Below are 15,911 nucleotides of genomic sequence, written 5' to 3' on the forward strand. Positions count from 1 at the left end.
TAAACATCTAGGAATTCTCATATCAATCTGTTCTATTCTTAAACTTTGATGAAATCGCCCTGCCCCTGTTTAGGGCAGCATGGTTATCGCTAGTTTTTATGTAGTAAATTCATTGGGTTAAAAAAGATATAATATAGTTTTTATTGACAGAGTAATCGATTCTTTGTACTCTTTTTAATCTCGTTTGACATTATTTAGTACCTTATTTGAGGATTATAATGGGTGTTGCTCCTAAAGTAATATATGTAAAACACAATAGTGTTGAGCCTGAATTTTATACATTTGTTGATGCAGTGTATAACAATTTCTACGAAAAAGCAGAGGAGATGCTTAAAGTATACCCAGATTTCATTAACACAATTATCACCCCCACAAATCAATCTCCTTTATCCTCGGTTTTATCTAAGAAAACAATTGATTACACGATGCTAAACATTCTCGTAAAACATGGTGTTGAATTTACTTATCCTATTAATACAATGGGAGATTTTGCTTTAGATCTCGCCTGTAGAACGAGGGATTTGCAGTTGATTAGCTATTTAGTCGCTCATGATGTCTCAATTTCAGAAGCTGCTATTCACAAATTATTATTTAAAGCTAAAGACATCAAAACTCTTAATACTAAAGATATTAAGATGCTTCTTAGCATAATTCATCAATTAGGAGGATTGGCTGAAGTTGGCGAAATGATAGATGACCAAGGTCGTACTTTTAAAGCTAAAGCAGAGCGAATAAATCTAAGCAATGACTCATATGGAACGTTGCGTTACAATCTATGGAATTTACTGAATTTAGCTGAAAATCAAGAGCCAGATAAGGCTGAACGAAATGATGCAAATAAAATATTAGATGAAGAACTAGCATTAATTACCCATCGCTATTATGAGAAAGAGAATACTGATTTTTCTTTAGGAAATTCAATAACCTCTTTATTTGGAGCAGGAGGTATGCCAATAGAATTTCCTGACGACTCTGTCTATGAATATCAACAGAAGCCTTTAAATCAAAAATAAGTATAATTTAATTATACTTGGTGACAAAAACAAATATCTATTTTTGTCCGCAAAATAAGCATTTTTATAATCTTATGATAAACTGCACTTTCTTTTACTTTTATAGAAATCCTTATGTTTGAAATATATAAAGATAATCACTTTATTATGTGCTATGAAAACCTAAACAATAGTTCTGGATTCACTCATTCACTCTCTATAAAGAACTTAATAACAAACAAGACCACAGGAATGTGGGTAGATCCGACTCACACAAGTACGGATGCGAAACTTCTGGATAAAATTCTACGATTACAACTATTGAAACAAACCCTTACTCAGGATGCATATGAACATGAAGTGGCTTGCTTTATAGAACGACTCATAGAAAATGGTGGTTATACTTGTCTTGAGATTTCAAGTTTAATGAAAGACGCATTAAGGCATCATAAAGACCCTCAGCATTTGTTTGAAACCATTAAAAACGTAGATGTTTCATACATTCGCAATGAAGATATTGATAGGTTCCATAATATTCAAGAAATGAAAAATTCTGTTGCAGAATTTATAAAAACTCTTACCGAATTCATCGGTAATCTTTTGTCTGTACCATCTGATACTTTAGTAACATCAATATTAGTAAAATTTAATATTTATCAAAATCCTATTGCTGATGATGAGCCAAATGGACCAATAAATATAAAATCTTCAATTATTTAAAATCTTCTTCTAGACGAGGAGGGCCGGGGTATTGCCCCCTCTTGTTTGATAACCATAACGCACTAGCTTATCCTTGAATCGCTATTAGAATGCAAATGGCTGATGCCTAATTACTACCTAAGAAGTGGTGTTATAGTTTCTTTTGAATCATTGCTCTCTATTTCAGGGCTTTCAGAATTCCCTATGTCTAGAGTAAAACTCTTAGAACATTTATTTGCTTGGGTTATGGTATCTGATAATGCTGTGAGTGGCGGAGCGTCCATATTCTCATGATCTTGTAGTGCGTGTTCATTTTTTCCGGCTTTATTTGCTGGTTCTACACGTGCATTTTCCCCTTTGCGTTGCCCAATATCATCTCCATATAGATCTTTTGATATTTGATTCAAGAACTTTGCGAGCATACTATCTTGATAAGTTCTACTTCCGGGATATTTTTCTTCAACTGCCCCAATTCCACCAGCTCGAATCGTTGCCAACATATCTTTGCTAAAATCATTTTTATTTATATTTAGATGAGAAATGTCATGAAAAGTATCTGAAGCAGAGCCTCGCCCTATACTGTAAGCGAGCATCTTGCCAGATGGATCATAAACTAGAACTGCAACAATTAGTTCAGGCTCTTCTTCTTCCTCTTCCTTTTTTTGAGGTTTATTTATAAACATTGTATCTTCAAGTGCTTCCTTTTCTGAATTCTCATCATTTTCCAAATTATTTATCAAATCTTTTTTAATTTCTTCTTCTCTTTCAATGATTAGAATTTCCGCTAATTGATCCTCTTTGTCTAAACTAACGATCATCTGAATATAAGCCGCTTCCTTGTTGTTTTTTTCTAAATTCTCTTGTTCTAAGTGTGGGTTGGACATAACAATGGCTCTCGGTGAATAAAAAACAAATATTATGTATTATAATAGGTCAAATTGAGTTTATTGTCTAAAACTAGAAAAGGGACCCTATGTTGTTAAGGCCTATCGCGCCAATAAAATTGAGAAAATAGGGCTCTTTAAAAGTAATGAGTTATAATCGTTTGGATTATTTATAGCGGTTTTAGCTGTATTGATTTATTTGATTACTCGTGATGAATGAGTCACATGTTATTTTTGTAGTTTTGTAGCCAGGGCTCCATGATACGGAGCCCACGAACTCAGGATTTAAACTCTCATGGGTTTATATTTTCATTGATGATCTTAGTGTGGAGGCGATTAAAGTTTCTAATACATTTTTTTTACCCATATCTGCAGCTAATGTTATAGCCGACATCATGTCACTATCAGCCAAACATGGATTAGCTCCATTACTTAGAAGAATTTCAATCAAATCCATGTCGTTATCAGGATAAAGTTTTACTACTTCGTTTAGAAATAGAGTATGTTTATTTGTTTTTTGGTATTGAAGAGGGGAGTTAATTAATTCTTCAAACTGATATTCAAAAATATCAATAAGCTCTTTAATTATTTTTTCGGCTGATTGCAACCGACCACATTTCATATAAGTAATTGCCTTGACTAGATCTTCAGGTATATCTTCTTTAAAAGAAGACGGATTTGTTCTGGATATTCTGATTTTACTGAACATTATTATAACCTCATATTATTTTTGTTAATGATTATAAGAACATCCAAATTGTATCGATGGTTTTAATCTCAATGTCCGAGAATATAAACCCAATCATCTTCCTTTTGGGACATGGATCTTAAAGTGCTAAAATCTAAACAGCAAGTACTTAATAAAAATATCTATGTGGTGAAATTTGAGCCGCCCAGCCGACAACTATCTATCTACCTTCCTATACAAATAAATCGCTTTTTCACCTGCTGAAATTAAGTAAAACTTAAGTTTATCTGCTATTTTTCGCTCCAAGTAAAGATGAATGAGAAGTGAAACAAATAACATTAAAATAGCGATCGAGATTAAAAGAAAAGGCCTTTGAGTTGACCCGGAAAAGAAATCATATATGTTTTTACCAGCCCGATTGTGCAGTAGATACAATGGATAGGTTATTCCTCCTAATGCCAACACAAATACAGTGTCCCTCATGATAAACTTACGAATAGAAATTAAATAGAACAGGAAGTAAAGACACCATACAACTCCCACAGCAATAAATCTGTCTATCTCAGAAACACCATAATGCAATATAAATCCATCTATTGCCTCCATAGCTCTAAGTGAGGAAATTAAAAGAGTGATGGAGAGGATAATGATATGAAACACTTGATATCCGCCTCGTGTTGCGAGAAAAAAAACAATCCCGGCGATAAAATATGAAGAATATTCAGGTGAAATAAACCAACCTAAGAAGAATGGTTGTTTAAAAAGTAAGAAACTAATGGTTAATATGAGCCATATAGTTATCCAAACCCTATAATATTTTAAAAGGTTACACACCAGCAACACAAAAATAAAGAAATAGAATTTGATTTCTACTCCCAGAGTCCAATAGACCCCATCGATATCTTCAATGCCAAATCGTGTATTAAAAAGAGTAAGATTGGCAAGCCAGTATTTAAAAGTAATTTGACTTGCAGTGCCCTCAAGAATAATTGCTATTAAAGCAGTTATCGATACGCAAACCCAATATGTTGGATATATTCTAGTAATTCTAGAAATACTAAATTGAAAACTAGTGCGCCCAGAAGCAGAAGCAAAAATCACGAAACCACTTATGATGAAGAAAAGGTCAACGCCAAGGTACCCAAATTTAGTGAAATTATATAGACAAGTAGCCAAAGCAGAGTTTTCCGTAGAATTTTCTATATATTTTGCTTGGTAATGATAAATCATGACCGAAAGAGCTGCACAGAAGCGGATTAAATCAATTTCCCCAAATCGTTCTTTCTCGCCAACCATTTCATACTCCGATTTAACCATCCAATTTAAATGCTAAGCTGGCTTTGCTGCATAACTATCGGTCCATTTATCTGTCACTAATTTTAGATGTATCGCTAGCTTTATTAGCGATATCATTTTATTGACTATACTACAACCTATATAGGTTTTCTGCTTTTTTCTTAATATCCTTTGAATGCATCAAACCTCCAATTCGACAGGCTTCGGCTAAAGGTAATTTAGAAGAGACGATAAAATTAATAGACATCGTTAAAAAAACAGGGGGCATTGATGCGGCAGGACTTAGCAGCAAACAAACAGCTTTACATCGTGCAGCTGAAAAGCAATATGATGTAATCAGTAATTTACTTTTACGAGCGGGTGCTAATCCAATATTACAAGATAAAGATGGAAAAACAGCGCTTAATCTTTACTTTGGCAAGATGCCTTATTAATTAGGCAAGGTAAAACTAGCCCGTATTTAAATCGACAGCCAGCAAATACAGAAGAAAACCTAATTAAACATGCTTGTATCGAACTCTCTAAGACGAATAAGTCAAAAGAATATTTTACACTTACACAAGATGGTAATCTTATTTTTGCGGACAACCCAATTGAATTGCCACATTTATCAATGCCATTCCAAGAAAATTTGTTTCAGCAATTTGGCAATTATTAGGCGGTTTTTTAGCCTTATATATTCTCCTTTTTTGAGTGGGTAAGACGCAAACAAAAAAACAGCTGAAATTGCTGGGGCTGGTTCAAAATAGAGGCGCAGTAGATGGGAGGGGACATTTAAAGGCCATAGTTAATACACAGGCGTTGTTATTTTTACATCACAGCGCAAGTCAAATCCGCATATCTTAAGTCTGATTATTTTGATAATCAGACCTAATTAGATTTCCGTTCACAACGTTAGATATATGCAATATATTTAGCCATTATCGTTGGAGCGTAAATAATGAAAGTACAGAAAATCAAATTAAGTCCTTGTGATTTCAGTTGGCTGGTTCTTGATGACAATCATTTGCCGATTAAACCAATTACAGATTTCATTCGATATCTTAATAATGTTGATAAGTCACCGTGTACCGTCCGAAGCTATGCTAACCATCTGAAGCTGTTTTGGGAGTTCTTGTCAGAAAAGCAAATACAATGGTCTAGAATAAACTTGGCAAACTTAGCCAGTTTTGTTGGCTGGCTAAGGAATATCAATAGCACCAACCAGGTAATTGACCTTCACGTCAAATATCGCATTGATAATCTCAACGAAGTAAGAAACAAAACAGGCTTAATGAATATGTATTCATTAACTTTAATTCCTATGAGCCGCTCCGTTATTCAGCAGTCAAAAAACTATTTAGTATTCTCAGTGAAAAATGTAGCTTTTATATTCGTCCACACATGCTTCGTCATACGCATGCTTCATCGTTGATTAATGCTGGCTGGGATATGGCGTTGGTACAACAACGATTAGGTCATGCAAGCATACAAACAACAATAAACACTTATACGCATATTGATAATAAGGCTATGAAACAAGCCTTTAAGCACTATATCTCCACTCAGGAGAATGGCCAATGAAAGCAATAGCATATAATCCATGTAACCAATCAGAATATGACGCCCTACTTGATAAAGATGTTTGGCTGGCTAGTGATGTAGGATTAAGCCCTGCTGCATGCCAAGGAGCATATTATTTACCATTTTCAAATGTTACTACTACGTGGTTAAAAAAAGCAGCCATGAAATTCGTACGTTTACAGGCAGCAACGAGAAGCTTTTCAACTTGTAGAGGATATATAAGAAGTTTTAATCATCTGGATTCTTACCTCCAAACACTGGAAATTAGCTTAGCCCCTAATAATATCAACCGAGCACTTATAGTTGATTTTATTCGGTTTCTATCATTAAAAGGTTTAAGCCCCATGACCAGAGGCATAACATTAATAAACATCAGGCTATTTTATCAGGTTGCCTTACAAGAGGAATGGCTAAACTGGCCAGCAAAGCCTATCATATTTGATTCAGATCTTCCTCGACGCACGATAATTGTCCCACGGTACATCAGCAATGAGGTGCTGGTTCAGTTAAAAATGCATCTTAATGGATTAACTGATTGGATGCAGCGCTTTGTTATCATTTTGATGGAAACTGGCAGGCGAATTAGTGAAGTTTGCCATCTCAATTTTAACTGTCTGGAAAAAGATAATGATGGTGATTGGTTTCTTAGAGTAAATGAAAATAAACTTAAAAGGGTTCGCTTAATTCCTATCTCTAAAGCTTGCGTTGATGCTGTTATGGCCCAGCAAGAATACTTGAGACAAACAGCCTCCAGATTGCAGTTTCTTTTCCCAGGATGCGTCGTATCAAAATCCCCTACTGTCTCAGCGCCCCATATTAACAGAGTTTTAAACAAGCTTGCCGTTGAAAAGAATATTATTGATACCAACGGGGTGGTATGGAAGTTCTCTTCACATCAATTTAGGCACACGATAGGTACCCAGATGATAAATTCTGGTGTGCCACAGGTAATGGTTCAACATTATCTTGGCCATGAGTCACCTGAGATGACTGCACGCTATGCCCATATTCATAATGAAACTATGAAGGCTGCTTTTACTGATTATCAGGAGAAGCTTATAGATATCCAAGGCAAGGTTAAATCCTCCGACGATCAGATTAATGCGCGTTGGCTTAAGAAAAATATTATGACCCAAGCCCTGCCCAATGGCTTATGCGCCCTTCCTCTCACCCAACAAAAATGCCCCCATGCTAATGCCTGTTTAACCTGCGCACACTTTAGAACATCAAAGCAGTATCTTAAACAGCATAAATCCCAGCTGGACGAAACTGCTAAAGTCATTGAAAATGCAAAACAAAATGGCTGGCAACGAATTGTTGAGATGAATACTGAAGTAGCCAGCAACTTAAAGTTAATTATTAGTACATTGGAAAATTAAAGCGATGAATAAAGGCACAGAAAATCAAATTAAGGCTCTAAAGGAAGCAGCACGTGGAAAACGGGCTGCTACTATTGAACGGGTTTTAGTAGCTTTAAAAGCTATGGAAGAACAATCATTACCTATTAATTTTGAATCAGTTGCAAGTTTTGCTAAGGTTTCAAAAACCTGGTTGTATGCATCTGATGAAATAAAAGAATTAATTATTAAAGCCAAAAATGAAGATGGGTATAATCTTTATATGAAAAACCAAGCTGCCAAATTAATCACTAAAGATAAGGAAATTAGTGTACTCATCAAGCAAAACAAAATGTTGAGGCAGGAAATTGATGAATTAAAAAAACAACTCGAAGTAGCATATGCTGCGCTTTATAAAAAAGAAGATTAGTTCAATTGTAGTACTTTAACCTTGTGTTGATAAAACCACTCTCAATTTATCTCGTAGTTTTATCAACACAGGGTTAACCCTCAATAGTTAGGCCTATCTCAAAATTATATCGGCATATTTTTCTGGTGCCGTTTTTTTATCTAATCCCAAGTCTTCTTTCAAACGAGCTGGTTGATGCTCAGCTGTAAAAAATGAAGCTATAGTATTAGTAAAATATTGGCGGGGCAAATAAGGTTTTCCCAAATGCGAATAAGTTGGTTTGCCTTCCAACACGGCTTGATTCAGTAGCGCACCAGGTACCGCTTGTGCGATTCTATCTGCAGCAGATGCAGCCTCATTCCCCGTAATATTAACCCTTAAAAAAGCACTCTGGTAAATAGGATCATTAATGGTTAATTCAGGTACTTTAATCCGACCCACAATACTATCTGGTAAAATAATTTTAAATTGATCGTTTATCTCAGGATGTTTTCGATAGATCTTTAAAATCTCTGCTAAATAAACATCCAAATTTTGTATGCCGGGATGGAGACCAAGACGAACTTGCATGTTCGGATGCTTTTTTAACTCTGTTAATAAACAATCCAAAAAGCCTGAATCGATTTCAACTGGTTGAGTGGTGCTGCTTATGAATGCTAATGATTTATCTGGTGAAACCCGTAAAGTCTCTTTGAGCTCCTTGGGGCTTTTTGTACTTCCAGAGCCTGGTATATAAGCATTGTCAATACTTAAATGTCCAGTGACGAATAGACTATCACCAGGAACCTGAAAATCTTCTTTAGCTGTGTCCAAAGGGATAGCCCATTTAACATTGGATTTTTTGCCTAAGGAAGATACATGATTCCATAAGCAATGGTTATCTGGCTTGAACATAAACTCATAAGCCATTAATACTGGAATATTGAGAGACTCTGCCAACTGGAATGGAATTTCATTGTTTACAGATGGTACTCCAAAATAGGAATAATCAATCTGTTGGCTTTGAATATATTGCCCTACCATATTAATTTGTTGTTTAGTTAACAACCCTTCAGGAAAGGAGTCTGAGTTAGATTGGAGAATTTCAAGAAGTGATATTTTATTAACTAATGATGATGATTGGAAGCTATCCACACGTTGTTGAGCAGCTTTGGTTAGTGAAATAAGAACGGTTTTTTGTCGGACATCATGCTCTAGAGCATTAATCGTTTTTAAAGCTAAGTCTGTATCACCTACACTACTAACAAAAAATGCTATTTTCATAATACTTCCAATAAGTCGTGGAGCACAAAAAAAGGACATTTTACAATTTTTTACTATGTTATTTCAATAATAAGACTGAATGTTTTACAGTCTAAATTCATTAAGATATATTTTTAATATCTATTGAACTTAAACAAATGTCTGAGATATATTTACTACCTAATCGTTATGAACGTTGTGAACGACATCCTCTTGGTTCTTTTAATATAGATAATCAGACTTAAATTAATTGTAGTATTCATAGTATTCAATGATAGAAATTAAGCGTATATTCGCGTTCTTCATTGAGGTATTTTATGAAAGTCCAAAAAATTAAATTGAGTTCTTATGATGTCACATGGATAGTTCTTGATGACAACCACTTGCCGATTAAACCCATTACCGAGTTTGTTCGCTATCTAAATAATGTAGACAAGTCACCGTGTACAGTGAAAAGCTATGTGTATTGCTTGAAGTTATTTTGGGATTATTTAGCTGATAAACAACTTAATTGGCAAACCATTAACCTTGCAAGCTTAGCTGGATTTGTGGGCTGGTTAAGACAGTCAAAAGAACCAACTCCGATAGTTGATCTACATGAAATCCAAGCGGCAAGAAAACCTGCCACTATAAACGTTATTCTGGGCTGCTTATCTAGTTTTTATCGCTTTCATAACCAACTTGGTAACACAGATGTTAAAGTCACTGAAACAGTAAACTTACCCAATAATCGATATAAAGCACTTTTGCATCATGTTTATAAGAATAAACCTTCACTCTGTCAATCAAACTATTTTTGAACAGTTCTATAGACTCGCTGCATGAGTTCGCCCAAAATAAATTTGGCTTACGCCTGTTGTAAATTTTGCGACAAACCCCTTGGCATACCATAAGGAACTATTATTTAAGACAAAGAATAACTATCTGAATCTTCATCTTCAGAACTAGAGTCAGCTCCATATTCAGATTCGGATGCAGAATTGTCCCTATCAAAATATTCATTCAAACATAAGTTAAATAAACATCGTTCTGAATAAGACAGATTTTGGTGAATGTAATCAAAATCAACACCGTCCTCATCAGCATACTTTAAGATTAAATCAGGCACATCGGGCGCTTCATCCAATACAATGTCAGTCATATCATCAGTAGTTAAACAACGAATATGATTAGCATCTTCTTTATGCAGATTTATCAATTGTTCCAAGGAATAACCTTCGCTAAGTGGTTTTTCCAGGTTATTAAACTCAAACAGGTCAGCCAGCTCGTCGCAATCAAAGGAAGCGATATCATCAATAGAAAGATGCTGATTTTCCAAGAGCTCCAGGAATTGCTCATTGCCAAGAAAATCCAGCATATCAGCAGAAAATGATAAGATTGTTGTTAAAACATCGGCATCATCCTCAATAGCAGCGATCACTTCGTCCTGACAAATGAGACCTAACTGTTCGCTGGTTAAATCAGTTAATTGAGCTAAAGTGACTTCATTTTCAGCGATAGCTGACAACAAACAATCACAATGAATTAATTCTATTTTTTCAAAATCTATAGACTTAAAATCAGTAAGTGAATACCCATTCTTGAGTAATAGTTTAAAATGCCGCTGCACATAACGAATCTTTTTCTCTTCTTCATCAAATACCTCACGGCTGATGGTTTTCAAGACCTTACCCCGGCCATCGGCAATGGTTTTATATAGAGTACGTTCGGCTTCAATAATAGAGGCCAGGCGTTTATTAGCAGTGGTCGGCGTATCAGGCAAATCAAAACTAAAATAGCCGTTTTCATCCCTGTAAATCAAAACACTATTTCGTTCTCTTGCCAAACTTTGCGCCTTATCAACCAGGCGTACCTCATTAAATGCGGATAAATAGTCCCCTAGTGACTTAATTACATTTTTCCGTTCTTCAGTATGAGGAGCATGCTTTTTAAGTGCTTCTTGCACTGCTAGATACATCTCTTTATTAATGCCGTATTTATGATGAAATATCGTTTTATAAGAACCACTAAAGGACGGATATTTGGCTTTGAAATGATAAGCGACTCGATCTTCAGGCATGTAGGCCAAAAAGGATGTTTCACGTTCGGCAACGATTACATTCCCCAAAGTGATCAGCCCCTTTTTAAATAAGGATGTAAGATGCGATGGCTTATGCTGTGCATAATCGCTTAAAGGATGCAAACTCAAATACACTTTACCTGAGTAAGGGCGTTCAGCACGCAAATTCTCTCTCCAGCGCGGACGTAAACGCTCATCTTTATGGCCTTCGTATAATTTTACACCAAACGCATATTTTAATGCATGATTAGGAACATCACTGGTTGAGAGTAAGGGGCGCTCCCTGCTCTCCAGATAACCCGCAAGAATACTGTTTCTTTTTTTCAATTCAGCATCTAGCCAGCTAGGAAATCCATCGTAATCTGCTGAGTATTGTTTTTGTAACAGTAAAAACAGATTTTGATATGCGTACCCATTGAAAGAACAAGGATCGCTTTCCTGCATTTCAATCAATAAGTTTTGTATTACCACAGCAGCTTGGGTTAAATGTACATGAAAATCGGGATTATCTTGCTCTTTATTGAGCATATCACGATACCCTTCTACTCCTTCTGCATTAAAAACTGCACTGGAATATTGCGGTTTCCCCATTTCATCCATTTCACGATGTGCTCGCCGAGCTTCGGCATCCCATCGACTTGTTACGTAATGAATCCCGCGATATTGAGCGACTAGAAACTTGGTATTTAATGATGCTAAAAACTCATCGTTAACTGACTGGCCAGCCTTTAAGCGATCATTAATAGCATTCAAATCGCTTTTGGCTTGTCTTCGCGCGAAATTACTAGGACGTCGGATGTCAGCTCTCAATTTGGGTGTGGTATCGTTCACTTGCTTATGATTTTTGAATGCCGTGAAAAATTTACCTGCTTGAGCAGTATTACGATAAATATTAGCCTGCAGATCTTTCGCTTCACGTTCTTTTTTGGGTGTTTTTATAAACTCTTGTTCCTCGTCACTGTCTGAATCATCAGATAAACATTCACTATAATATGTTTTAGCAAGTGTTTCTTGTTGAGCAAGCAGTCTGCTAAAATAATTCAGCGAACGGTTCTTGCTTTGAGGCCGCAATTTATTGATAGCGGCACGTAAGCTGAGGCAAGGTTCTTCCGTTAAATCATGACGCATCGATTCATAGATGTATTTATCAATTAATGCATAAAGGACGTCATCAGATTTTTCCGAGTGAGGCAAAATATAAAATTCGCCCTTTAAAAATAGATAATGACGTGTAGTCGTTTGCATATCATAATCTTTGACAAACTCCATTTTAAAAGATCGTGGAATGATCTCCCCCTCTTGGGTGCATTTGCTATACAATTCAAGATCTGTTTTATTGAGTAACAGAGAATCTTCAATCTGTTTTTTAATCTCTAAATTAGCCTTTTTTTTATCCTTTGTTTTTAAATCATTCAGATGTTTTAACAGTTTGTTGTATTCCTCTTTTTTTGAGGTATCGTATTTTTTGGTCAGGGATATCAACATGAAAATTGGTACTCTAAGTTTGAATAAGAAAAAAGGAGCGATTGTATTTCATTTAAAAGGCAAATAACAAGCACCTTGATTTCTGATTGATCGCTCAATGACCTTACAGGCAACGAACTAGAGCTTTTGGACTGAAAGATCACCTGGGTATTCCTGGGCGGCGTTTCTACTGGAAATCAAAAGATAAAAGAACCCATAATATTCATTTGTTTGAACAGGGATCAACAGAAATTTTACGTCATATATTTTTTAGGGATTTTATGCGTAAGCATGAAGACTATGCAAAAGCTTATTCTGTTTTAAAATGTTNAAAAGTTCTTTTGTACAAATCATTGACTATCAAACAGGTACAGCTCGAGATAAGCAATTAAAAGCGCAGCAATTATTAGTAATTTCTGAAGAGTGATAATTTCCTTTACTTCCTCTTGAGATTTTTGAATCACCTTTTGTAAGTCTTTGCCTGGCATTATTGGGTTGCATGCCTTTATAAGAACAACAAGACCCAATAATTGATAATTGAAAATCAATAGGTTACATGTTAACTCGTTTATTGATGCTCTGCTGAAAATTCACAATGTATCCTATGAACCTGGTATACAAAAGTTTTTCATAGAGGCTAATTCGGAAAATTTGCTTATCACTACTTCTATTTGTTGTAATGATCCGTTTGTATTTGTGGCCCAAATAATAGGTGCAATAATTTCTTTATTTAATTGCTGTAAAAGCTGTGGATTATCAAATAAAGTTTTTAACTCAGATTTATATGTTTGCAAAGCAGTAGATCTATCTGAATAGCCGAGGGTTCTTATGACTTCCTGTTTTAAATTGCTGCCATCATTACTTGCCAATAAACAATAAATAAGCAAATCAGATATAGGTTTATCATGGGCATACTTTTGGAGCAGTCCTCTAAATAGATTAGCGCGGTTTTTTCCTCGATCATAATCAAACCAGAAAGAAAATATATTCATGGTGGACTTATTCCGATTCTTAAGATAGCTTTGAATTGCAGCTAATGTACCATTGGGTGGCGATATTGCTAATTCATATTTTTCTAAGGCCAGAGCTTGTTTATTTAATAGAACCAAACGACAATACAACGTTTGCATTTTATAAGGATTCTTTTTTATTAGCTTATCAAGATTTTCGGTTACTTTATTGAAAACGCTTTCGAGACTAGGATGCAGTTGATGTTGCAAAGATGTGTAATCTTTTTTTATATCCAAAAGTTCTTGATTTACAGCTTTTCTTAATTCTGATTCATTTTTACCATCCATCATCGAGCTTCGACGTATAATTGTATGTTCCATTTTACCTGGGAACTTAGCATAAATGTTTTTAACAACCTCATCTGTTTCATATAATGGTTCTTCTGTAGAACCTATTTGATATACATCTTTTATTTCCTTATTTAAGGAAGCTAACCTTTGAAATAATATATCAATATTAAAATCTATCTCATCAGAATCGATTAATTTATTGACCTCTTCTTGGAAAATGCTTATGGATTTTTTATGGAGTTTAATTAAGGCCTCGAAATCTTTTTGGGGGTTGAATACTATGCCGTGTTGACTTAAATCTTGAGCAGAGAATTCGATTGTATTTAATACGTGATTTGGATACTGATCATCAGGATGAATTGTAATATCTTTCCATAAAATACCATGTCTTGTTTCCCACTCATTATTACGCTCAAAAGTATAAGCAAATGGAGTAGGAATGTTATTCAATAAAATTGGTTTGTCACCGGGAGCGACAGAGGATCTTAGAGGAACATTCTTCTCTTGCAACCTTTGCCAAAGAGTACAAAGTAAGTGCTTTAGCTGGGGTAGCTGACTAACATCGCAGTCATTGAAAAGATAAATACAAACTTCTTTCCCCATTTGATCTCGATCGCATCCTCGTTCATCTCTTGTTCCATAAAGCCAGTTCTTATTTAATGGTTTTTCAAGTTCTTCGGTTCTTCTATATTTCGCTAATCCCGTGACTTTATAATAATTAATTAAAGGATGATTTTTTAAAAGCTGCTCGAGGATATCAAAAACAATATCTGAGTTATTACCACAAGCTAACCATTTAGTATCGATTCCAATACGTAATTGATAGTTAAAAAATTCCCTACTTCTTTTCGTGCCTGCTCGATATATTACATTTCTGTAATCAAAATCAGTTTTTTCTTTTGCCATTTACCGCACCTCTGTAGTCATCACAGGAATTGAGTTTTCAATTAACTCCTGACCTTTCGATTGGTCATCTTTTTTATCTTTTGGAAACATACCATGATGTTTGAGGTAATAAGATTTTACGATGGTTTTTACATAAATACGGAGTTCAGCATCGGCATTTATCGTTTGCCTGTAAACGTCATCTTGGTACAATGAACAAAGGGTTCTAGCCAATTTTTTTGGTTTACCTGATTTCTCTTTATATTCTGGTTTATCTATGTCCTGAGATTCCATGGACTTCATTAGCTCCCTATAACTCATATTTTCACTCAGTTGGTTTTTATAACTATCTGCAGCCAAATGAATAAATTCCTTATGACACCACTCGTAAATAGTAACAAAACCCTCTGAGAGAAATTTTATAGGATAGGAAAAAATGATTAATGGAACAGCTATGAAGAAAGAAACACCACAGGTTAAAAATAGAGTAGCCTGGCTTGTCGTGTCCTTTAGATCAAACAAATAATCTAAAGGTTTCGTAATAATAAAAAGAGGTAAGGCCATCAACAGGCCTATTGTTCCATAAATAATGTTCAGACCTTTGGTAAAATAATCATCTGGAGAATCCCAGCCTATCCAAAAAAACGGATTTGAACCTATATAATTGGAGTAATCATTCAATAAATCAGCTACTTTTTCTATAGAGCGTTTAAGTAAATCGATAAAAGCAACAACAAGCCCTGAAAATAGTCCAATGGACCCACCAAAAAAGATACCTAGATATTCTCCGGGAGATCCAAAAATTTTTCTTAAAAATTTTCCTCCAACAGACTTTCCAAATAAAAATCCTTTCCTAATATAAGATTCAATTCTCATAACCCTCACTCCTAAAAAAGTAATATACAACTTGTATCTGTAGTCGACATTAATTTAGTTATCTGCAAACCTAAAAACTAAAAATATTTTAAAATTTTACTGTTAAAGGATGTCGATTTTCACTTTTTATTTCAGAAGTATTTGTAGCACCTTGAACTTTAAATAATATGACGCCCATGTTAACTCCAATTGCTCAGATGTAGTTAAAAGGAGGCA

Annotated in this window: 16 protein-coding genes and 1 pseudogene; 9 read left to right on the top strand and 8 right to left on the bottom strand. The window is 35.0% G+C overall.

Translation table 11 applies throughout. From position 1 onward, the window contains the following. Positions 1-206 precede the first annotated feature (206 nt). Both ankJ and DGG96_RS18875 read left to right on the top strand, forming a co-directional pair. The gene (gene ankJ, locus DGG96_RS18870; RefSeq protein ID WP_133249346.1) at positions 207-1,013 is read left to right on the top strand and encodes a Dot/Icm T4SS effector AnkJ/LegA11; all 807 of its coding nucleotides are present in this window, start codon (positions 207-209) and stop codon (positions 1,011-1,013) included. A gap of 114 nt (positions 1,014-1,127) precedes the next feature. Beyond that, positions 1,128-1,712 (top strand): hypothetical protein, encoded by a 585-nt coding sequence (locus DGG96_RS18875; RefSeq protein WP_126955731.1) that lies wholly within the window; start codon positions 1,128-1,130, stop codon positions 1,710-1,712. Between the two features lie 113 nt (positions 1,713-1,825). On the opposite strand, the gene DGG96_RS18880 is transcribed toward DGG96_RS18875, so the two are convergent. From DGG96_RS18880 to DGG96_RS18890, 3 genes are all read right to left on the bottom strand, one after another. Next, positions 1,826-2,575, bottom strand: a complete 750-nt coding sequence (locus DGG96_RS18880; protein WP_110144039.1) for a hypothetical protein — start codon at positions 2,573-2,575, stop codon at positions 1,826-1,828. A 301-nt stretch (positions 2,576-2,876) separates the two neighbouring features. Next, positions 2,877-3,284, bottom strand: coding sequence for an ankyrin repeat domain-containing protein (locus DGG96_RS18885; protein ID WP_110144040.1), 408 nt, complete (start codon positions 3,282-3,284; stop codon positions 2,877-2,879). A gap of 195 nt (positions 3,285-3,479) precedes the next feature. Beyond that, positions 3,480-4,559 carry an acyltransferase family protein gene (locus DGG96_RS18890; RefSeq protein WP_158618895.1) on the bottom strand — a complete coding sequence of 360 codons (1,080 nt, stop codon included), beginning with the start codon at positions 4,557-4,559 and terminating at the stop codon, positions 3,480-3,482. A gap of 266 nt (positions 4,560-4,825) precedes the next feature. Here DGG96_RS18890 and DGG96_RS21465 point away from each other — a divergent pair, with 266 nt between their 5' ends. The 5 genes and pseudogenes from DGG96_RS21465 to DGG96_RS18910 all read left to right on the top strand — a co-directional run bounded on the left by DGG96_RS21465 (position 4,826) and on the right by DGG96_RS18910 (position 7,889). Beyond that, positions 4,826-4,993 (top strand): hypothetical protein, encoded by a 168-nt coding sequence (locus DGG96_RS21465; protein ID WP_420844229.1) that lies wholly within the window; start codon positions 4,826-4,828, stop codon positions 4,991-4,993. Positions 4,994-5,499: 506 nt separating this feature from the next. Beyond that, positions 5,500-5,736 (top strand): annotated as a pseudogene (locus DGG96_RS21235) (site-specific integrase); the annotation flags it as partial. 110 nt (positions 5,737-5,846) lie between these two features. Further along, positions 5,847-6,122 (top strand): tyrosine-type recombinase/integrase, encoded by a 276-nt coding sequence (locus DGG96_RS21090; RefSeq protein WP_233590625.1) that lies wholly within the window; start codon positions 5,847-5,849, stop codon positions 6,120-6,122. Continuing rightward, on the top strand, positions 6,119-7,501 hold the full coding sequence (locus DGG96_RS18905; protein ID WP_110144042.1) for a tyrosine-type recombinase/integrase: 1,383 nt from the start codon (positions 6,119-6,121) through the stop codon (positions 7,499-7,501). The genes DGG96_RS21090 and DGG96_RS18905 overlap by 4 nt, the downstream gene beginning before the upstream one ends. 4 nt (positions 7,502-7,505) lie before the next feature. Beyond that, on the top strand, positions 7,506-7,889 hold the full coding sequence (locus DGG96_RS18910; protein ID WP_110144043.1) for a DUF6262 family protein: 384 nt from the start codon (positions 7,506-7,508) through the stop codon (positions 7,887-7,889). A 93-nt stretch (positions 7,890-7,982) separates the two neighbouring features. On the opposite strand, the gene DGG96_RS18915 is transcribed toward DGG96_RS18910, so the two are convergent. Next, a complete protein-coding gene (locus DGG96_RS18915; protein WP_110144044.1) occupies positions 7,983-9,131 on the bottom strand; it encodes a hypothetical protein in 1,149 nt (382 codons plus the stop codon). A 296-nt stretch (positions 9,132-9,427) separates the two neighbouring features. On the opposite strand from DGG96_RS18915, the gene DGG96_RS18920 reads away from it, so the two are divergent. Next, positions 9,428-9,910 (top strand): site-specific integrase, encoded by a 483-nt coding sequence (locus tag DGG96_RS18920; protein ID WP_110144045.1) that lies wholly within the window; start codon positions 9,428-9,430, stop codon positions 9,908-9,910. A 104-nt stretch (positions 9,911-10,014) separates the two neighbouring features. Here the strand turns inward: DGG96_RS18920 and DGG96_RS18925 are convergent, their stop codons facing one another. Next, positions 10,015-12,654 carry a hypothetical protein gene (locus DGG96_RS18925; RefSeq protein ID WP_110144046.1) on the bottom strand — a complete coding sequence of 880 codons (2,640 nt, stop codon included), beginning with the start codon at positions 12,652-12,654 and terminating at the stop codon, positions 10,015-10,017. A 143-nt stretch (positions 12,655-12,797) separates the two neighbouring features. Between DGG96_RS18925 and DGG96_RS21470 the strand changes: the two genes are divergently transcribed. Continuing rightward, entirely contained in the window at positions 12,798-13,025 is a 228-nt protein-coding gene (locus tag DGG96_RS21470) for a GrpB family protein (protein ID WP_420844230.1), read from the top strand. Here DGG96_RS21470 and DGG96_RS21095 read toward each other — a convergent pair. From DGG96_RS21095 to DGG96_RS18940, 3 genes are all read right to left on the bottom strand, one after another. Further along, on the bottom strand, positions 12,984-13,121 hold the full coding sequence (locus tag DGG96_RS21095; RefSeq protein WP_205872630.1) for a hypothetical protein: 138 nt from the start codon (positions 13,119-13,121) through the stop codon (positions 12,984-12,986). The genes DGG96_RS21470 and DGG96_RS21095 overlap by 42 nt on opposite strands. 114 nt (positions 13,122-13,235) lie before the next feature. Beyond that, a complete protein-coding gene (locus DGG96_RS18935) occupies positions 13,236-14,840 on the bottom strand; it encodes a cytochrome P450 family protein (protein WP_110144048.1) in 1,605 nt (534 codons plus the stop codon). Then, positions 14,841-15,695 (bottom strand): hypothetical protein, encoded by an 855-nt coding sequence (locus DGG96_RS18940; RefSeq protein ID WP_110144049.1) that lies wholly within the window; start codon positions 15,693-15,695, stop codon positions 14,841-14,843. It abuts the gene before it with no gap. Positions 15,696-15,911: the final 216 nt, after the last annotated feature.

The organism is Legionella qingyii, from assembly GCF_003184185.1.

Bases quoted from the DNA above. Each gene is read 5' to 3' on its own strand.
- DGG96_RS21095 (WP_205872630.1), bottom strand. From the start codon at position 13,121: ATGCCAGGCAAAGACTTACAAAAGGTGATTCAAAAATCTCAAGAGGAA.
- DGG96_RS18885 (WP_110144040.1), bottom strand. From the start codon at position 3,284: ATGTTCAGTAAAATCAGAATATCCAGAACAAATCCGTCTTCTTTTAAA.
- DGG96_RS18920 (WP_110144045.1), top strand. From the start codon at position 9,428: ATGAAAGTCCAAAAAATTAAATTGAGTTCTTATGATGTCACATGGATA.
- DGG96_RS18925 (WP_110144046.1), bottom strand. From the start codon at position 12,654: ATGTTGATATCCCTGACCAAAAAATACGATACCTCAAAAAAAGAGGAA.
- DGG96_RS18940 (WP_110144049.1), bottom strand. From the start codon at position 15,695: ATGAGAATTGAATCTTATATTAGGAAAGGATTTTTATTTGGAAAGTCT.
- DGG96_RS18915 (WP_110144044.1), bottom strand. From the start codon at position 9,131: ATGAAAATAGCATTTTTTGTTAGTAGTGTAGGTGATACAGACTTAGCT.
- DGG96_RS18875 (WP_126955731.1), top strand. From the start codon at position 1,128: ATGTTTGAAATATATAAAGATAATCACTTTATTATGTGCTATGAAAAC.
- DGG96_RS18905 (WP_110144042.1), top strand. From the start codon at position 6,119: ATGAAAGCAATAGCATATAATCCATGTAACCAATCAGAATATGACGCC.
- DGG96_RS18910 (WP_110144043.1), top strand. From the start codon at position 7,506: ATGAATAAAGGCACAGAAAATCAAATTAAGGCTCTAAAGGAAGCAGCA.
- DGG96_RS18880 (WP_110144039.1), bottom strand. From the start codon at position 2,575: ATGTCCAACCCACACTTAGAACAAGAGAATTTAGAAAAAAACAACAAG.
- DGG96_RS18935 (WP_110144048.1), bottom strand. From the start codon at position 14,840: ATGGCAAAAGAAAAAACTGATTTTGATTACAGAAATGTAATATATCGA.
- DGG96_RS18890 (WP_158618895.1), bottom strand. From the start codon at position 4,559: ATGGTTGGCGAGAAAGAACGATTTGGGGAAATTGATTTAATCCGCTTC.